We start from the raw sequence: 19,251 nt of genomic DNA, 5'->3' as shown, positions 1-19,251 counted from the left end.
GGACGGCCCAAAATTAACTTTTAGGACGCCCCCTTCTTTAAGTGTCAATTACTACTTATTCAAATTATTTTGGTTTGCTTGCTCTGCTAGACCTTGTTCGGCCATTTCAATTGCTCGCTTTACCATGTTCCCTGCATCACGTGCTTTAATTCCGCCCCAGCCTTCACGTTCGACTACATCATAAAATCCGAGTTCCTTGGCAATCTCTTCTTTTAGACGACTCGACATGATACCTCTTCTTCTGGCCATGCAGTTTTGCCTCCTTCGAAATAAGTAGATTGACATTCGTAGTATGTGCAGGGAAAAACAAAAAACACTCATTAATAATGAGTGTTTTAAAAAATATAGATAAGTACTAGAAACTATTTGACAATTGCAACCTGCACATCATCTAAAAAAGTAATCTCTACTGCTTCTGTTAAAATATCTGTGTAGCTATAAGAAACGCGTTTACAAGCGTTATCTTCTTGATCGAGCTCAACAACAAATACTGCGTGATATGTTTCACTTAGTACACCATCACACTCGACCGTTTTCTTGCGACCTCCGTTTGCTCTTAATCGCAAACGTTTACCCAAATGACAATCTAGAGACTTTTTAATGTCAGCTAACGTTTTTGGCATTTTCGCATACACCTCACTATACATAGTATAGTCCATATCGATTCATTTGTCAACAAATTATAATATTTTATCAGCAGACAAATATTTTTGTCAACTTATTTTATACAAAAAAATTATATATTTTCTTTGTTAAACCGACATGTGTTCAAATTATTGACCATTGCAAAAATGCGGGTAAAGTGCATCGGCTAATTTACCGAACTCTTGTATAGATAAAGTTTCCCCTCTTCTTGAAGGTTCGATACCACTTTTCTCAAGAGCTTCTACTATTAATTGTTTATTCTCTTTACCTAACGTAAGACCAGCTTGTAAATTGTTTAAAATTGTTTTGCGGCGTTGAGCGAATGATGCACGTGTTACTTCAAATAGGAAATCTTCACTTATTACTTTAACTGGCGGCTCATCATGCTTAATCAAACGTATAACTGCGGAATCAACATTCGGTTGTGGCATAAACACTGTTTTAGGGACAACCATAGCAACCTCTGCCTCTACATAATATTGTATCGCTATAGACAATGACCCATATTCTTTTGTTCCCGGTTTTGCAGTAATGCGATCTGCAACTTCTTTTTGCATCATTACAACAAATCCACGGATTGGCAACCGGTCATTTAATAGCTTCATTAAGATTGGCGTTGTGACATAATAAGGTAAGTTTGCAACAACCATAATATCATCTATGCCAGGCATTTCCTCCTCTATTACTTGTGCAACATTTGCTTTTAAAATATCTGAATGCACGATTTTTACATTGTCATAAGGACTTAGTGTATCTTCTAATACAGGCAATAAACGTTGGTCTATTTCAAAAGAAACGACTTTTTTTGCTGCACGTGCAAGATGCTCCGTAAGTGCACCTATCCCAGGTCCCACCTCAATTGCTCCACTGTTTTTTGTTAAATTTGCATGACTAACAATATTACGTAAAATATTTGGGTCAATTAAAAAATTTTGACCTAAACTTTTTTTAAACGAAAAACCATATTTATTTAAAATTTCTTTCGTACGAATAGGTGTTGCGATATCTTTATCCATTTTGTTCCTCCTGATCTAATTGCGACACTGCTTTACCGAATTGCTCGACAGTAATTTGGAACATTGTAAGGCGTTTATGCAATTGCTTGCCATTTGTCATTCCAATATTCAATAGTTTACCTAATCGCATACGGCGATTCTTTGCTGAAGGATGGCCAATCAGTCGTGCTATTAATAAATCTTCCATTGTAATTTCCGGCTCAATGCTAGTATTTACGGTTGGAGTATATACATTTTTTAGCGCCTCTCGAATATCTTCATCTTTTGCGTGTTCAATTCCAAGACCTTTTCCATTCTTAGCTATTGTTTTTTCTTTTGCTAAAAATGCATGCTTTACACCAGGTATTCTTTCTTCAATAATTGCCCGAATACGTCGTCCTGGGTAATCCGGGTCTGTAAATACTATCACACCTCTTTTTTCGTAAGCATGCTCAATTCGACGAAGTGTTTCTTCTGAAATTGCTGACCCATTTGTTTCAATCGTATCTGCATTCACTGCACGTTTAATAGCAGTTGTGTCATCTTTACCTTCTACTACGATGATTTCTCGTATATTCAAAAATATACCTCTCTTCTAGAACAATCTTAGATTATTTTACAGAACCTCAATATTTTTAACAAGGAATGTTAAAATTTATGCATCTTGTGTGCTATATTCCCAAAAAAAGACTGTCCAGAAAATTAATTTCTGAACAGCCCTCTATTTCATTATTAAGTGCTTAAAACCTTAGTTTATAATGCGGGTGGTTACATCAAAGCTTTACCATCCCCATTGAAAATGGTATAGCAGAAAACAAATTTCTTAGTGTAACCTTTTACACTACTTATTGTTTTAAATATCAATTTAACTCATTAAAACTTAATAGAGTTAGTCTAAAATTTTAATACGAACCTTTTTTCGTCCCCATTTATTTGCTTGCTGTTTCGATTGCATTAATACATCGATTTTATTGCCTTTAATTGCACCGCCAGTATCACCAGCAATCGCGTTGCCATAGCCTTCAACCCAAACCTTCGTACCTAATGGAATAACATTTGGATCTACCGCTATTACTTTTAAATTTGAGTTAGATTTAAGGTTAATTCCTGAAGCAGAAATTCCTGTACACCCTTCACAGTTTGGCGTATAGGCTGTAGCAGTTACATAAAACTCTTTTCCGTTTCCAGAAGAACTGTTGCTACGAGATACCTTTGCAGTTACAACCTTAGAACCAACTGCAACTACTTCTGTTTTAGGCTTCTGAATAACCTCTTCAGATTTTAATACTTTTTTTACTACCTTACCATTCTCTTTAGTAACTTCGTAGGTACGAGAAGCTTTACCTTCCTCACCTTTTGTAATTACCTTTTCTTTGCCTTTAAGCAACGAAGAGTCTGATTTCGTTTCGACTGCGAAATCTATAGATTCTTCCACTACATCGGTAACCTTTTCTACACGAACAACTGTGATTTTTTCATTTGGAGTGATAACAGCCTCCAAATCGTTTTCAACACGATCAAACTCATTAAGCTGAATTCCCTGTTGTTTTAAAAAGTTAGCGACCGTAGTCGAAGTGGACCAAACTTGTCTTTTCTCTAAGCCATCGACAAGCGTTAACTGAAACGCCTTTTGAATATCGATTTTGTTATCTGCTCCTACTTCTGCGTCCAAAGCAAGTGATACTTTATCATGCTCTGTTACTTCGATATTTGCTTCTTCCAAAATGTTCTTCACTTTATTTTCAGTTGTCCATAATTTTGACTGATTTCCGTCAACTGAAATTGTTACTTCTTTTGCATGTTCCCAATTTACCGTCATTCCACTGACGATTTTAGTATTCAGTGAGGGTGATACTTTATCATATTTCGAGACTGCGATATCTTTTTCTTCTAAAAGCTCGCCAACCGTATTTGCATGAGTTAATATTTTTTGCTCTTCCCCGTTTGCATTTATCACTATAGAATCTTTAGATCCTTGATATAAAACGAAGGAAATTACCGAAACAAACAGGATAATTGACACAATCCTTACCACTGTTTGCCTACTCCTCAATGATTCTAAGAACATGTTTTTCATGGAATTTTTTGACATGAAAAAACGCCTCCTTAACACTCGTTGGATTATACGGGCTACTTTTCTAGCTGTCAACCAATTTAACTTTTTAAGAAAATGGTCCATTTATGCTAACCCTTCCTAAACGCAGTATTGGAGGCGTTTTGGAATTTTATTCATCGAGATTGAAAAATTTGGTTGCATTTGAAGTTGTTGCCTTTGCAACTTCCTCAACTGTTAACTCTTTTTGACGTGCAATTTCTTCTGCAACTAACGGTACAAAAGAAGGTTCATTACGCTTCCCGCGATATGGATGCGGTGCTAAATATGGTGCATCCGTTTCAATCATTAAATACTCAAGAGGAATTTCTTTTGCTACTTCCTTTGGCATGCGAGCATTTTTAAATGTCACCGGACCACCTAAACTAATCATGAAATTCATATCAATACATTCACGGGCAGTTTCAACACTGCCGCTGAAGCAATGCATTACTCCACCAACAGAAGCAGCATTTTCTTCACGCAAAATTCTCACGACATCCCCAGTTGCTTCCCGATTATGAATGATGATTGGTAATTTTAACTTTTGTGCCAAATGAATCTGCTTACGGAACAACTCTTGCTGTACATTTTTCGGAGACTTGTCCCAATAATAATCCAAACCTGTTTCGCCAATACCAACAACCTTTGGATGGGCGGCAAGTTGTTCAATCCATTGTAAATCCTCTTCGGTACAATCGATTGCATCAACCGGATGCCAGCCAATGACAGCATAAATAAAGTCAAATTCATCTGCTAGCTTAAGTGCTCTTTCGATTGTTTTTCGATCGAACCCTACTACAACCATTTTTTCAACCTTTGCTTCAAGTGCTCTCTCGATTACTTCCTGTAAATCTTCATCGTACTGATCTGCATTTAAATGGACGTGTGTATCTATAAACATTTTCATTCTCCTAACGTATATTCTATTGGATTGAAATATTTCATTGTTGACAAAAAGATTACATATATATTACAAGCAATATATTTTTGTGTCATTTTCCTCATGTCAAAATTTGCAACTTAGTATTTTTTCCCTATTTCGACAGAAAGCGTTCATCATTAAATTTTTATAATATAGTTTTTATAGTATAGAAAATTTGATTGAAAAGCCTGTTGAACATGAAGTGTCCAACAGGCTAACTATAATGTATTATTTAACTTTTGCACCATTTTCAAGCTTTGGATCTACTGTTGCCAATGTTAAAACGCCTTCATGTGATCCAGCCAAAATCATACCTTGTGAAAGTTCACCGCGAAGCTTTACAGGTTTTAGATTTGCTACAACAATTACTTTTTGTCCAACTAACTCTTCTGGTTTATAATATTGCGCAATGCCAGATACAACTTGACGTTGCTCGTACCCAAGGTCTACCTGAAGCTTTAATAATTTATCCGCTTTTGGCACAGGTTCACAAGCAGTAACAGTAGCCACTCTCAAGTCAACTTTCATAAAGTCATCGATTGAAATTTCAGGTACATCTGGTACTTCAACAGATGATTTTTTCTCTTCTTGAGGCGTTTTTACCGATGCTTGCATTTGTTCACGAATATAAGAAACTTCTACTTCAGTCTCTAATCGAGGGAATATTGGTATTCCTTTTTCTACCACTTTTATGTTTTCTGGAATAATATTCCCGAATGTTTCAATTGTTTCCCAAGCTAAATATGATTCATCTAGACCTAATTGTTGAATAATTTGTTTTGGAGTAGAAGTCATAAATGGCTGTAACATAACTGCAATATGACGTAAACTTTCTGCCAGGTTTGCCATTACAGAGGCTAATTTACCTCTATTTTCTTCACCCTTAGCAAGTACCCAAGGCTGTGTTTCATCAATATATTTGTTTGTACGTGAAACTAGAGACCAAATATCTGATAAAACTACGCTAAATTGCATTTTCTCCATATTTTGTTCATATATAAGTCGTGTTTGCTTTGCCTGAACTTTTAATGGAGTATCGAATTCGGTTTCCTCCAGTTCTTTCGTTGGTATAATACCATCGAAATACTTATTCATCATTGAAACTGTTCGATTTAGTAAGTTTCCTAAATCATTAGCTAAATCAAAGTTTGTACGCTCAACGAATGATTCCGGCGAAAACACTCCATCTGAACCAAATGGTAATTCACGAAGCAAGAAATAACGTGTTGCATCTAACCCATAACGTTCGATTAACATCTCAGGATAGACAACATTACCTTTTGACTTCGACATTTTTCCATCCTTCATCATAATGAAGCCATGTGCAAAAACTTTTTTCGGCAATGGCAAGTCTAAAGCCATTAAGAAGATTGGCCAGTAAATTGTATGGAAACGAACGATATCTTTACCAACAACATGAACATCGGCTGGCCAATATTTATTAAATAGTTCTTCATTATCCGAACCATATCCTAAAGCTGTAATATAATTAGTAAGTGCATCTACCCAAACATAGATTACATGTCTTGGATCTCCGGGCACTCTTATTCCCCAGTCAAATGAAGTTCGTGATACAGAAAGATCCTCTAATCCTGGTTTAATAAAGTTGTTAATCATCTCATTTTTACGTGATTCAGGTTCAATAAATTCTACATTTTCTTCATAGTATTGAAGCAAACGATCCGCATATTTTTTCATGTTAAAGAAATATGATTCTTCTTTTACTTTATGAACAGGTCGTCCACAATCTGGGCAATTGCCATCAACTAGCTGTGTTTCTGTATAAAATGATTCACACGGTGTACAGTACCACCCCTCATATTCACCTTTATAGATATCCCCATTATCAAGGAATTTTTGGAATATCTTTTCTACACTTTTCGTGTGGCGTTCTTGAGTTGTTTGAATGAAATCATCGTAAGAAATATCCATCAAAGACCATAACTTTTTTGCTGCATCTGCTATTTCGTTCACATATTCTTGAGGATGTTTGCCTACTTCCGCAGCCTTTTCCTGTATCTTTTGACCGTGCTCGTCCATACCTGTTAAAAAACGTACATCGAAACCTCTTAAACGTTTATAACGCGCCATCGTATCTGATGCCACAGTTGTATAAGCCGTCCCAATATGAAACTTTCCGCTTGGATAATAAATAGGGGTTGTTATATAAAATGTTTTCTTTTCACTCACGTAAAACTGCCTCCATTGTCAACTGTATAGTGTTTATTTTATCGAAGTAAGAAATTTGTTTCAATGAAAGAATATTATTACAGTATTTTGTTAGAAAATACTATCAGTAAAAGTTGTAAAATAATTGGAACTTTTTAGCTAAATAATACGTTTTTTAATAATAATCTCTAGTTTTTAGCACTTTTATAATAAAAATATTGGTTAAATTAAAATAAAATAACTCTCTTAATGCTAAATAATTGACGTTTATGGCATTACTTGGTATGATTCTATTCAGACAAGGCAACGATGTCGAATTTTGACGAATCATTTATATTATACAAATAACAGGAGGAAATATTGTCATGAAATCAACAGGTATCGTTCGTAAAGTCGATGAATTAGGTCGTGTAGTAATCCCTATTGAACTTCGTCGTACACTAGGCATTGCAGAAAAAGATGCATTAGAAATTTACGTTGATGACGATAAGATCATTCTAAAAAAATACATGCCTAACATGACTTGCGCTGTAACTGGTGAAGTTTCAGATGAAAATTTCCGCCTTGCTGGAGGTAAATTAATTTTAAGTCCAGAAGGTGCTGAAATTTTAATGAAAGAAATTCAACAACATATTAAAAGATAAAAATAAAAAGCGATGCTACTTTAAAGAATATTTAAATAGCATTCGCTTTTTTACTTTTAAGATACAAATAATTACTTATGATATTGTTGATATACATCCCGCTTAGCTAAGCCTCTAATCTTTGCCACTTCTTTAATAGCATCTTTTGAATTCAGCTCTTTTTCATTAATTAAATAATCAATATGTTCAACTACAGAAAAGCTCGTCCAGTAGGCGTCCTCTACCTCATCAGCTTGCCCGTTTTGATTTCCTTCAATAATGATGCAAAATTCCCCACGACTCTCATTTTCATCTGCCCACTCGATCGCATCTTTAATTGTACCTCGCAAAAACTCTTCAAACTTTTTCGTAAGTTCTCGTGCTAGTACAATTTTGCGATCCCCTAAAATCAAATCAAGGTCTTTTAACGTCTCTTTTAATCGATGCGGCGCCTCATAAAAGATAATCGTTTCTTCCCGCTTTGAGATTGATTCAAGTTGCTTTCTTCGTTCTTTTTTATTGCGGTTCAAAAACCCATAAAAATAAAATGGTTGAGGAGTTATACCTGATGCAATTAAAGCGGTTAAGGCAGCATTGGCACCTGGAATTGGCACAACAGCGAAATTTTCTTCAATTGCTTTCACCACAATATCCGCCCCTGGATCAGATATGCATGGAAGACCTGCATCACTTACTAATGCAACAGACTTTCCCTCATGTAGTAGTGCTAGAATTTTTTCTCCACCTTGTTCCAAGTTATGCTCGTGGTAGCTTACAAGAGGAGTTTGTATATCAAAATAATTACAAAGTTTTCTCGTATTGCGTGTATCCTCTGCCGCAATAATATCTACTTCTTTTAAAATTCGTAATGCGCGAGCTGTAATATCCTCCAAATTTCCAATAGGAGTTGCTACTAAATAGAGACAACTGCCTTGCTCGTGCTGACTGCTTTTTTGTGATTTCATCAAACGTCTCTCCCAATATATTTCAATTTTTCACTACGTTTTAATTGTTTAAATGCATATTCTGCCCGCATTGCTTCTTGTTTTGTTTCAAATGTTTCAAAATAAACACACTTAACTGGCCGATGTGCCTTTGTATATTTTGCTCCTTTTCCAGCATTATGGGCAAGCACTCTTTTTTGTAAATCGTTCGTATAGCCAGCATAAAGCGATTGATCGGCACACTCTAATACATAAAATATGTGATTATTTTTTATCTCCATATAGTATTTCACTCACTTCGGCTGTATACTGATTATTTTCATCGTATACATATAATGGTGGCAATATTTTCAAATCTGGTTTGCCATCTTTTATTCCTTCAATTAAAAGCGTATTTGCTTCCTTCCCGAATTTTGGATACACGAAACGGATTCTTTTTGGTTCAAGACGATTTTCTCGCATAGCTGTCACAATATCGAGCAGCCTTCCGGGACGATGAACAAATGCAGCCTTTCCACCTTGTTTTAAGAGTCTACTCGCAGATTCTATGGCTTCATTTAATGTTAACAAAATTTCATGTCGTGCGATTGCATAATGTTCACTTATATTTTTATCGCTCATTTCATGTGCTAAAAAATAAGGAGGATTACATGTGACAACATCATATTTTTCTATACCTAATTGAGGCGGAATTTCCTTCACATCTCCGCGAATCATATGAATTTGTTCGTCTAACTTATTATACTTCACGCTCCTAACTGCCATATCATAAAGGCGCTCTTGTAATTCGACACCCATTATTTGTGCTTTCGTCCGTGCACTTAAAAATAAAGGAATAACACCGTTTCCAGAACATAAATCAACAATTTTCCCTTTATTTACTGGAATATTAACAAATTTTGATAACAGTACTGCATCAAGTGAAAATGAAAAAACAGAAGGACTTTGGATAATTCTCAAATCTTCAGCTAATAAATAATCTAGCCTTTCATCATCTTTTAACCATTGTTCCATAAATAACCTCCATAAGAAAAAGAGTAGCCCCCTGATAGCTCTCGGTAACCGTACCATTGCTTGATTGCCGACAATTTATCTGCATAGAATTGTCTGATGCATGCCTTATTTCATATAATCTCTAAGCTCTGGAGCTTATCACTCTCTAACAATTTTATATTTCATCATTGGCAAAAGAAAAGACTGAAAACCACAAATTGTGGCATCAGCCTCTTCCTTAACCATTTTGTTTATTTAAAAACGATAGACAGAACAAGCAATCTTCACCTTTACGAGAGCTTCCAAAATGAACATGACAAACATGGAATCCTTCTTGGTAAAGTCTTGCTAAATTGTCGTACCCTTCTCCAATATCTAACAAGCTAACTTTTTCCTTATTACTACTAACATTAGAGGTATTATTATCATTAGATAAAAGCTCCTCTAAACGTCTACGTAGGTGAAGGTTTTCCGTCTGAATTGCCTGATGTTCTTCCACCATATGCGCAACATATTTTTTTATGTCATTGTATTGTTGCTGTAGCGATTCGAGCTGTAATTCGAATTCCATAACAGTATCTAAGAAATTACGGTCCTTCACTCAAGCCACCCCATTAGTTTTATCTATATCAAATTTTTCTCGTATTCAATAATTTCATCTAACGTATATTCGATAGTTCTTTCCTGCTCTTCTAAAAATACTTGAATTAACCGCTCTAATACATTAATTCCAACAACTTTTCCAATGCCGTCTGGTGTCATTGTTGTATCACCGATATCTGGCATTCCTTCTTTTGCAGTTTCATAATCGTCATTTTCATACTTTAGACAGCACATTAAACGACCACAAAGTCCTGAGATTTTTGTTGGATTTAGTGATAGGTTTTGATCTTTTGCCATTTTAATTGAAACGGGATCAAAATCACCTAAAAATGTTGAACAGCACAACATCCGACCACATGGACCAATTCCACCAAGAAGCTTCGCTTCATCGCGTACTCCGATTTGACGCAACTCAATTCGTGTACGGAAAATAGAAGCCAAGTCTTTTACAAGTTCACGGAAATCAACCCTGCCCTCAGCTGTGAAATAAAAAATAATCTTATTTCGATCAAATGTATATTCAACATCAACAAGCTTCATCTCTAAATTATGCTCACTAATTTTCGAATTAGCTAGTTCAAAAGCTCGTTGTGATTCTTGCAAATTTTCTTCTACTTGGATACGATCTCGTTCATCAGCAGGGCGTAATACTTGCTTTAAAGGTAAAACAACATCATTTTCCCCTACTTGCTTCATCGGAACGACTATCTTTCCATATTCGACGCCTCTAGCTGTTTCTACAATAACATACTGTCCTACTTCAAGTAGAAATTCACCAGGGTCGAAATAATATATTTTACCCGCTTTTTTAAAACGGACTCCGACTACATTATACAAATGTATACCCCTCCTGCAGATTCAGCATTAGCTGCTCCATCATAAGCGTACGATTCATGTTGCGCCCTAAATTTTGTCTTGCTTGTAATATAGCTTGTATTTGATTAGACAAACGATCGTACGTCGTATGCAATGCTTGCTCCTTCCAACTTTGTAACATGTCAGGATATGTACAACTGCTGTTCGGATTAGCCTTTATTGCTACAATATCACGATAAGCAAAAAGTAGTAAATCTAAAGCTCTTTCAAATTCATATTTTTCCTTAAAGGAAGGAAGCCAGTCCTCGTACACGACTAATAATGCTTCATGTACATTTTTTTTGACTGTCTCCACTAATTTTAACACTGTTTTTCTTGCATGTGCAAACTGCTCATCATGAGCTAATGATAATGCTGTTTCTAAATTATTTGTCAGCATACTAACTGTGGAAGCCATGGAAAATGTAACACCTTGATCTTGCAGCTGCCTTAATAAAATTTCTCGAGGAATACTTGAGAATTTAATATGCTGGCAACGGGACTGAATTGTTGGCAAGATGGATTGATAACTTTCGGTAAGCAATATTGCGGTTACATCACCCTCAGGCTCCTCTAAAAATTTAAGTAATGTATTTGCGGAAGATGTATTCAAACGATCTGCATGATGGAGAATGTAAATTTTACGACCTTCTTCGATGCTTGTTCTTGTCATCCCAGAAATGAGGTCTCGAATTTGGTCGATTTTTATAAATTGTCCGTCGGGCTCTAGCTGCTTTACATTCGGGTGATTACCAGTATCAATACGTTTACAGTTTCGACATGTTTCACATGGAACATTTTCCGACGGATTCAGACATAAAAGAAGCTTAATATAAAAATTTGCAATTTGCTTCTTACCTGTTCCTTTTTCACCATCAAAAATATAAGCATGAGCAGTTCTATTTTTTTCAAAAATCGTTTGAAGCTGTTTCATCACCACAGGCTGAAGCACCTTTAGTTCTTCCACATTTTCTACCATGATTCTTCACCTTTTTCTAGACGGGTTTTGATTTATCTACTTAGAAAAAATCCCGTGTCCAATACACGAAGAAGACACGGGTTTCACATATATAAATTAATTAACAATCCTTTTATTTCTCCTATCTTGTCGAGCAAATCGATTGTTTCTTTTTCTTCATTTAAAATATCTTGCGCAAGCTCCACTAAATGTTCATCAATTGTCTCAACAATTTTTAAGCGGCGGCCTTCACCAAAACGATTCCAACTATGGGATTGTTTCATATCAAGACCGTACTCAACAGCTTCTTGTAAAAAGCGTTTAATAAGCATTTTAAACCGGGTAAGTTCACGTAGATTACGTGATTTTGCAACACGGTCTCCAGCAGCCGAAATATCGCCTAGAAGTCTTGTCAATTGCTCTGTCTGAAGCTTTGAACCTTGTTTAACAAGAATTTCACCAAATCTATTTCCTTGTTGGTTCACGTGCTTTAACTCGTTACGACTAGTTTTTAAACCTACACGTAAATCCTGATTTATTTTCAATTACCTTTCTCCTCCGCTCATATCAATTACGGCCTATATTGCTGCTACACACTGATGGACAGTTCATGATTGTCTTTGAATCGAGCTACTAGCTTAACTCATTTCCAAAAACCTGAGTATTTGCAAAGGCCGAACCTTACTATGCTAACTAGCATTTCTTAGGGAGTATAATAAGGTTAGAAATGATGGAACTGTTCAATTGGTAATACAAAAACTGTAGCTCCCCCAACTTCAACTTCAATAGGGTATGGAATGTAAGAATCCGCGTTCCCACCTAATGGTGATATAGGTGATACCAATTGTTCACGTGAACGACAATTATCCCGAATAATATCAAGCAGTTGAGGAATTGATGAATCCTCAGTACCTACAATAAAAGTAGTGTTTCCTGAACGAAGGAATCCGCCGGTACTGGCTAACTTTGTTGCCCGAAAATTATGTTTCGTTAACGCATTAGACAAACGATTGCTATCCTGATCTTGAACGACTGCAACAACTAATTTCATCCGCATCCACTCCCATATTATTAAATTCACCTCATAATTTATATCAAATAAATTCCAAAATTAAGCTTGATGTAGTTCACTTTTTAACGAATTCTAAGACTTTCATTAGAGGCATTTATATTGTGTAATATCACAATATAATGTTGAATTGGTGTTTTTATTATAGCATACATGGTAAACTACTTCATTTAATTTTCTCCTAGTATTCCCTTTAAAATATGCCAAACTTCCTCAACAACTAGGTCAATGGATTGATCTGCATTTACTACCTTAATTCGGTTTGGGTAACGTTTTACTACTTCACGATAGCCTTCTCTTACCTTTTCATGAAATGAGAGGCTCTCTATATCAAGTCTATTCACTTCCCTCTCATTATGTGCATGAATACGAGCTAGTCCAATAGCAGGTTCAATATCAAATAATATCGTAATATCTGGCATACGCTTCCCAATAGCAAATTCATTAATGGCTAATACTTCATCGATGCCAATTCCACGAGCAAAACCCTGGTATGCCAATGACGAATCTATAAAACGATCACATAAAACATGTTTTCCTTGTTTTAAAGCCGGTTCTACCTTTTCAAAGAAGTGCTGACTTCTTGCAGCCGCATATAATAACGCTTCAGTTCTTTCACCCATTGCTGTATGTGCAGGATTTAAAATTACGTCACGAATTTTTTCCGCAATTTCAATACCACCTGGCTCTCTAGTTGCTAATACATCTATTTGATGCTGATGTAAACGTTCAACTATTTTATTTAAAATGGTAGTTTTCCCTGCTCCTTCTGGTCCTTCAAATGTAATAAATAAATTTCTTTTCATTTTTATATTCCTCCAGCTGCTACTTTATTACGCAAATGAGCTTTTCATTTAATCGATGCTGTCCCTGAAATGCTGCACCTGCTGCAAGTAGCTCCTCTAGTTGGCTTAATTTTGAAACTGTAATTTTTTCCCCTGGCAACAACAATGGAATACCAGGTGGATATGGAATGAGCATGCTTGCTGATACCCTTCCTATTGCACGCATATAAGGTATCCACTCTTTTTCGAGTTGTTCAATTTCATCATAAGAATATTCGGGTACTGATACGGTGGATATTTCATATATTGGTTGTACTAACTCATTTATTGCAATTTGTTCTTTTTTTAATTTTGCAATTGCCTCTTTTATGCGAATACGCAATTCGGCAAAAGGAAAAGTTTGTCCATGTTTTAGTAGTGGTAAAATAACAAGAACCTGATATGGGTCCGCAAGTTCCACATAAACTCCTTCTAATTCAAGCGCATTTTTAAGTTGAAATCCTGTATACCCAGGCAAACGTAAAAGTACTTTTAACGGATCATCTACTTCTACCACCTCTAATGGATAAAGAGACTGTAATGCTTCAATCCATTGGCTTCGTTTTTCTTTTAAATATACGCCATCACTTTCTAAATAACTATCTATGTATTCCCTAGCATCATCTAAAGATGCAAGCAATAAATAGGATGGACTGCTTGATTGCAACATTCTCAAATAGTGGTTTACTTTTTCTATATCTATTAAATGTGATTTAACATGCAAGAAGGATGCCATTGTCATAGCAGGCAATGTTTTATGTGCAGATTGTACCACGATGTCTGCCCCTAATCCTATTGAAGTAGGTGGAAATAGTTTACTTGCGATAAAATGCGCCCCGTGTGCTTCATCGACTAATACAGGTATATCGTATTTATGACATAGTTCAATTTGCTGCTCCAGTTCTTTTGTTGCAACACCATAATATGTAGGATAAGTTAAAACAACCGCTTTTGCATCGGGATGAAGATTTAATGCGTCCTGTATTGTTTTTGTCGATACTGCTCCTGCAGTCTTTGAACTCTCATCCCATTCAGGAGCGATAAATATTGCTTTAGCACCAACTAACTCTAACGCGTGAAAGATTGATTTGTGTGCGTTTCTTTGTACAATAATTTTTTCATTTCGTTTACATGTTGCATAAATCATTGCTAAATTCCCAACGGTAGATCCGTTTACTAAGAAAAAGCTCCGATCTGCATTATATGTTTTCGCTAATAGGTTTTCAGCTCTTAATATCGCTTCTTCAGGATGATGAAAATCGTCCAGTCCAGTTAACTCGGTTAAATCATATGTAAGTGCTGCTTTTATTTCCTTGGGCAACTTAGATAGTAACCCATTCTTATGTCCCGGTACATGCATTGATTGCGGGTGCTTTGCTACAAAACTTTGTAGTGCTTCTACTATCGGTCTCTCCCTTTTCATCGTATCACTCCGTTCAATATATCTCTTATATTATAGACCTAGAAAGCAAAGAAATCACATTTCCCTAGTTAAATTAAAAAAGTTATATCACTTTAAAAGCCGATATAACTTTAACTATAAAATATAAATTTTTGGTTATCTTCTTTAAACCCTTTAATAAAAAATTAATAGTAATGTACCTACGATAAAGCAATAGTAGGTGAAATAAATTAGTTTTCCTTTTTTCATAATTCCCATAAACCATTTCATAGCAAAATATGTCATTATAAATGTTGAAATAAAAGTAATCGTATAGGGAATTGCTAATGCTGATTTATTTGGTTCATCTAAAAAATCAGAAAAGCCTAATACTACTCCTCCAAGACTTATTGGAATATAAAGCATGAATGAATAGCGAAGTGCTGTTTCTCGAGTCATTCCTACAGCTATCGAAGAAATAATTGTTGCACCTGAGCGGCTTATTCCTGGCGTTAAAGCAACTGCTTGACCAAGTCCAACTAGCAATGCATCTTTAACCCTTAAATCCTTGTCTTTTTTATTTCCATTTATATGACGTATTACCCATAGCGCAATCCCTGTGACAAACAGCATGATTGCAATGGTCGTCATCGTTACATTTTCTGCAATTATATCATTTAAGAGCACTCCTAATACCCCTGCAGGAATAGTACCAATGATGATTAGAAATACATAACGAAAATCAGTTATATATTTTTCATTTTTCGTCTGCAAATATTTTATAGAATTTGTAACTAATCGCATGAGATCTTTTCGGTAAATTATTAAAATAGCAAATAATGAAGCCGTATTAGTTAAAATTGCAAACGTAAATCCTTGCTCTCCAAGACCTAACAACTCGCTGACAATCATTACATGACCGCTTGATGAAACTGGTATTGGCTCAGTAAACCCTTGAACAATACCAATAATGAGGTACTTTATATAAGATATTAAATTTTCCATTGATCCCTTCCTTATAATTTTATTAAAGTCTGAGGGGCTTTTTAAATCAAGGTAAAAGAGTTCCATTCGTTATCGTCAGAACTTCATCACTTTAAAAATATAGATATTCTACCAATTCTATGCCACCCTTCTTAACTTTGACGAACTTCCAATTTATTTGTTTCATTTAAGTCTTGAATTATCTATCTCTTTATAAGAAGGATCTTAATTTCCACATAAAAAAACCGCTGAATCTCAGCGGTTTCATTTGCGAAGCGACGTCCTACTCTCACAGGGGGAAGCCCCCAACTACCATCGGCGCTAAAGAGCTTAACTTCCGTGTTCGGTATGGGAACGGGTGTGACCTCTTTGCCATCATCACTTCACTTTTTGGCTTCCAAGAATTATTTTCTTGAAATCCTCTTTATTAAATTGAGAGTTCGTTCTCTCAAAACTGGATAAAGACATTGAATGCGTTCAAAATTTTGGTTAAGTCCTCGATCGATTAGTATTCGTCAGCTCCATGTGTCGCCACACTTCCACCTCGAACCTATCTACCTCATCGTCTTTGAGGGATCTTACTTACTTGCGTAATGGGAAATCTCATCTTGAGGGGGGCTTCATGCTTAGATGCTTTCAGCACTTATCCCGTCCACACATAGCTACCCAGCGATGCCTTTGGCAAGACAACTGGTACACCAGCGGTGTGTCCATCCCGGTCCTCTCGTACTAAGGACAGCTCCTCTCAAATTTCCTACGCCCACGACGGATAGGGACCGAACTGTCTCACGACGTTCTGAACCCAGCTCGCGTACCGCTTTAATGGGCGAACAGCCCAACCCTTGGGACCGACTACAGCCCCAGGATGCGATGAGCCGACATCGAGGTGCCAAACCTCCCCGTCGATGTGGACTCTTGGGGGAGATAAGCCTGTTATCCCCGGGGTAGCTTTTATCCGTTGAGCGATGGCCCTTCCATGCGGAACCACCGGATCACTAAGCCCGTCTTTCGACCCTGCTCGACTTGTAGGTCTCGCAGTCAAGCTCCCTTGTGCCTTTACACTCTACGAATGATTTCCAACCATTCTGAGGGAACCTTTGGGCGCCTCCGTTACCTTTTAGGAGGCGACCGCCCCAGTCAAACTGTCCACCTGACACTGTCTCCTACCCCGCTAAGGGGTATGGGTTAGAATTTCAACACAACCAGGGTAGTATCCCACCGACGCCTCCCTCGAAGCTGGCGCTCCGAGTTCTCTGGCTCCTACCTATCCTGTACAAGTTGTGCCAAAATTCAATATCAAGCTACAGTAAAGCTCCACGGGGTCTTTCCGTCCTGTCGCGGGTAACCTGCATCTTCACAGGTACTATAATTTCACCGAGTCTCTCGTTGAGACAGTGCCCAGATCGTTACGCCTTTCGTGCGGGTCGGAACTTACCCGACAAGGAATTTCGCTACCTTAGGACCGTTATAGTTACGGCCGCCGTTTACTGGGGCTTCAATTCAGAGCTTCGTGATGCCACTAACCCCTCCTCTTAACCTTCCAGCACCGGGCAGGCGTCAGCCCCTATACGTCACCTTACGGTTTTGCAGAGACCTGTGTTTTTGCTAAACAGTCGCCTGGGCCTATTCACTGCGGCTCTCTCACGAGAGCACCCCTTCTCCCGAAGTTACGGGGTCATTTTGCCGAGTTCCTTAACGAGAGTTCTCTCGCACACCTTAGGATTCTCTCCTCGACTACCTGTGTCGGTTTGCGGTACGGGCACCTCCCGCCTCGCTAGAGGCTTTTCTTGGCAGCGTGAAATCAGGTACTTCGCTCATACGAACTCCCCATCACAGCTCAACGTTATAGGAAGCGGATTTGCCTACTTCCACGCCTTACTGCTTGGGCGCGCATAACCAACAGCGCGCTTACCCTATCCTACTGCGTCCCCCCATTACTCAAACGGCGGGGAGGTGGTACAGGAATATCAACCTGTTGTCCATCGTCTACGCCTGTCGGCCTCGACTTAGGTCCCGACTAACCCTGAGCGGACGAGCCTTCCTCAGGAAACCTTAGTCATACGGTGGATGGGATTCTCACCCATCTTTCGCTACTCATACCGGCATTCTCACTTCTAAGCGCTCCACCAGTCCTTCCGGTCTGACTTCAACGCACTTAGAACGCTCTCCTACCACGGACATCTAAGATGTCCATCCACAGCTTCGGTGAATCGTTTAGCCCCGATACATTTTCGGCGCAGCGTCACTCGACCAGTGAGCTATTACGCACTCTTTAAATGATGGCTGCTTCTAAGCCAACATCCTGGTTGTCTAAGCAACGCCACATCCTTTTCCACTTAACGATTACTTTGGGACCTTAGCTGGTGGTCTGGGCTGTTTCCCTTTTGACTACGGATCTTATCACTCGCAGTCTGACTCCCGTGTATAAATATCTGGCATTCGGAGTTTGTCTGAATTCGGTAAAGCGAGATGCCCCCCTAGTCCAAACAGTGCTCTACCTCCAGTATTCTTAATCACGAGGCTAGCCCTAAAGCTATTTCGGAGAGAACCAGCTATCTCCAAGTTCGATTGGAATTTCTCCGCTACCCACACCTCATCCCCGCACTTTTCAACGTGCGTGGGTTCGGGCCTCCAGTGAGTGTTACCTCACCTTCACCCTGGACATGGGTAGATCACCTGGTTTCGGGTCTACGACCACGTACTCATTCGCCCTATTCAGACTCGCTTTCGCTGCGGCTCCGTCTTCTACAACTTAACCTTGCACGTAATCGTAACTCGCCGGTTCATTCTACAAAAGGCACGCTATCACCCATTAACGGGCTCTAACTACTTGTAGGCACACGGTTTCAGGTTCTATTTCACTCCCCTCCCGGGGTGCTTTTCACCTTTCCCTCACGGTACTGGTTCACTATCGGTCACTAGGGAGTATTTAGCCTTGGGAGATGGTCCTCCCGGATTCCGACGGAATTTCACGTGTTCCGCCGTACTCAGGATACACTCAAGAGGGAATGAACTTTCGACTACAGGGCTTTTACCTGCTCTGGCGGACCTTTCCAGATCGCTTCGCCTAATTCATTCTTTTGTAACTCCGTATAGAGTGTCCTACAACCCCAAGAGGCAAGCCTCTTGGTTTGGGCTCTTCCCGTTTCGCTCGCCGCTACTTAGGGAATCGAATAATTTCTTTCTCTTCC

Annotated in this window: 19 protein-coding genes and 2 rRNA genes (1 of these 21 cut by a window edge); 1 reads left to right on the top strand and 20 read right to left on the bottom strand. The window is 38.0% G+C overall.

Features of this window, described 5'->3' with window-relative positions; genetic code table 11:
- Positions 1-51: 51 nt before the first annotated feature.
- The 7 genes from MKY04_RS00555 to metG all read right to left on the bottom strand — a co-directional run bounded on the left by MKY04_RS00555 (position 52) and on the right by metG (position 6,847).
- Positions 52-249, bottom strand: coding sequence for a small, acid-soluble spore protein, alpha/beta type (locus MKY04_RS00555; protein ID WP_126295480.1), 198 nt, complete (start codon positions 247-249; stop codon positions 52-54).
- A 113-nt stretch (positions 250-362) separates the two neighbouring features.
- Positions 363-623: a biofilm formation stimulator Veg gene (gene veg, locus MKY04_RS00550; protein WP_126295481.1), complete on the bottom strand. Its 261-nt coding sequence runs from the start codon at positions 621-623 to the stop codon at positions 363-365.
- 150 nt (positions 624-773) lie between these two features.
- Positions 774-1,661 carry a 16S rRNA (adenine(1518)-N(6)/adenine(1519)-N(6))-dimethyltransferase RsmA gene (gene rsmA / locus MKY04_RS00545; RefSeq protein WP_346235168.1) on the bottom strand — a complete coding sequence of 296 codons (888 nt, stop codon included), beginning with the start codon at positions 1,659-1,661 and terminating at the stop codon, positions 774-776.
- Entirely contained in the window at positions 1,654-2,220 is a 567-nt protein-coding gene (gene rnmV, locus MKY04_RS00540) for a ribonuclease M5 (RefSeq protein ID WP_346235167.1), read from the bottom strand. The genes rsmA and rnmV overlap by 8 nt, the downstream gene beginning before the upstream one ends.
- Positions 2,221-2,529: 309 nt before the next feature.
- Positions 2,530-3,732 carry a G5 and 3D domain-containing protein gene (locus tag MKY04_RS00535; RefSeq protein WP_126295484.1) on the bottom strand — a complete coding sequence of 401 codons (1,203 nt, stop codon included), beginning with the start codon at positions 3,730-3,732 and terminating at the stop codon, positions 2,530-2,532.
- A gap of 133 nt (positions 3,733-3,865) precedes the next feature.
- Positions 3,866-4,636, bottom strand: a complete 771-nt coding sequence (locus MKY04_RS00530) for a TatD family hydrolase (RefSeq protein ID WP_126295485.1) — start codon at positions 4,634-4,636, stop codon at positions 3,866-3,868.
- Between the two features lie 249 nt (positions 4,637-4,885).
- Positions 4,886-6,847 (bottom strand): methionine--tRNA ligase, encoded by a 1,962-nt coding sequence (gene metG, locus MKY04_RS00525; protein WP_126295486.1) that lies wholly within the window; start codon positions 6,845-6,847, stop codon positions 4,886-4,888.
- A 344-nt stretch (positions 6,848-7,191) separates the two neighbouring features.
- Here metG and MKY04_RS00520 point away from each other — a divergent pair, with 344 nt between their 5' ends.
- Complete coding sequence (locus MKY04_RS00520; RefSeq protein WP_126295487.1) at positions 7,192-7,470, top strand: AbrB/MazE/SpoVT family DNA-binding domain-containing protein; 279 nt, start codon at positions 7,192-7,194, stop codon at positions 7,468-7,470.
- A gap of 71 nt (positions 7,471-7,541) precedes the next feature.
- On the opposite strand, the gene rsmI is transcribed toward MKY04_RS00520, so the two are convergent.
- The 13 genes from rsmI to MKY04_RS00455 form a co-directional block, all read right to left on the bottom strand.
- A complete protein-coding gene (rsmI, locus tag MKY04_RS00515; RefSeq protein WP_126295488.1) occupies positions 7,542-8,414 on the bottom strand; it encodes a 16S rRNA (cytidine(1402)-2'-O)-methyltransferase in 873 nt (290 codons plus the stop codon).
- Positions 8,414-8,674 carry a GIY-YIG nuclease family protein gene (locus MKY04_RS00510; protein ID WP_126295489.1) on the bottom strand — a complete coding sequence of 87 codons (261 nt, stop codon included), beginning with the start codon at positions 8,672-8,674 and terminating at the stop codon, positions 8,414-8,416. Before MKY04_RS00510 ends, rsmI begins: the two co-directional genes overlap by 1 nt.
- Complete coding sequence (locus MKY04_RS00505; protein WP_346235166.1) at positions 8,658-9,407, bottom strand: tRNA1(Val) (adenine(37)-N6)-methyltransferase; 750 nt, start codon at positions 9,405-9,407, stop codon at positions 8,658-8,660. The genes MKY04_RS00510 and MKY04_RS00505 overlap by 17 nt, the downstream gene beginning before the upstream one ends.
- Before the next feature lie 217 nt (positions 9,408-9,624).
- Entirely contained in the window at positions 9,625-9,987 is a 363-nt protein-coding gene (gene yabA / locus MKY04_RS00500) for a DNA replication initiation control protein YabA (RefSeq protein WP_126295491.1), read from the bottom strand.
- 23 nt (positions 9,988-10,010) lie between these two features.
- Positions 10,011-10,826: a PSP1 domain-containing protein gene (locus MKY04_RS00495; RefSeq protein WP_126295492.1), complete on the bottom strand. Its 816-nt coding sequence runs from the start codon at positions 10,824-10,826 to the stop codon at positions 10,011-10,013.
- Positions 10,819-11,823 (bottom strand): DNA polymerase III subunit delta', encoded by a 1,005-nt coding sequence (gene holB, locus MKY04_RS00490; RefSeq protein WP_126295493.1) that lies wholly within the window; start codon positions 11,821-11,823, stop codon positions 10,819-10,821. Before holB ends, MKY04_RS00495 begins: the two co-directional genes overlap by 8 nt.
- 83 nt (positions 11,824-11,906) lie before the next feature.
- Positions 11,907-12,347, bottom strand: a complete 441-nt coding sequence (locus MKY04_RS00485; protein ID WP_126295494.1) for a YaaR family protein — start codon at positions 12,345-12,347, stop codon at positions 11,907-11,909.
- Between the two features lie 176 nt (positions 12,348-12,523).
- Positions 12,524-12,853, bottom strand: a complete 330-nt coding sequence (locus MKY04_RS00480) for a cyclic-di-AMP receptor (protein ID WP_126295495.1) — start codon at positions 12,851-12,853, stop codon at positions 12,524-12,526.
- Positions 12,854-13,041: 188 nt separating this feature from the next.
- The gene (tmk, locus tag MKY04_RS00475; protein WP_126295496.1) at positions 13,042-13,677 is read right to left on the bottom strand and encodes a dTMP kinase; all 636 of its coding nucleotides are present in this window, start codon (positions 13,675-13,677) and stop codon (positions 13,042-13,044) included.
- Positions 13,678-13,696: 19 nt separating this feature from the next.
- Positions 13,697-15,118, bottom strand: coding sequence for an aminotransferase class I/II-fold pyridoxal phosphate-dependent enzyme (locus MKY04_RS00470; RefSeq protein WP_126295497.1), 1,422 nt, complete (start codon positions 15,116-15,118; stop codon positions 13,697-13,699).
- Between the two features lie 153 nt (positions 15,119-15,271).
- Entirely contained in the window at positions 15,272-16,081 is an 810-nt protein-coding gene (locus MKY04_RS00465) for an undecaprenyl-diphosphate phosphatase (protein WP_126295498.1), read from the bottom strand.
- 249 nt (positions 16,082-16,330) lie between these two features.
- Positions 16,331-16,446 (bottom strand): 5S ribosomal RNA (gene rrf, locus MKY04_RS00460).
- A gap of 99 nt (positions 16,447-16,545) precedes the next feature.
- A 23S ribosomal RNA gene (locus tag MKY04_RS00455) occupies positions 16,546-19,251 on the bottom strand; it runs 215 nt beyond the window's last position.

The organism is Lysinibacillus telephonicus (assembly GCF_039654155.1).
Lineage (GTDB): Bacteria > Bacillota > Bacilli > Bacillales_A > Planococcaceae > Ureibacillus > Ureibacillus telephonicus.
This window is presented reverse-complemented; position numbering and strand designations above follow the sequence as displayed.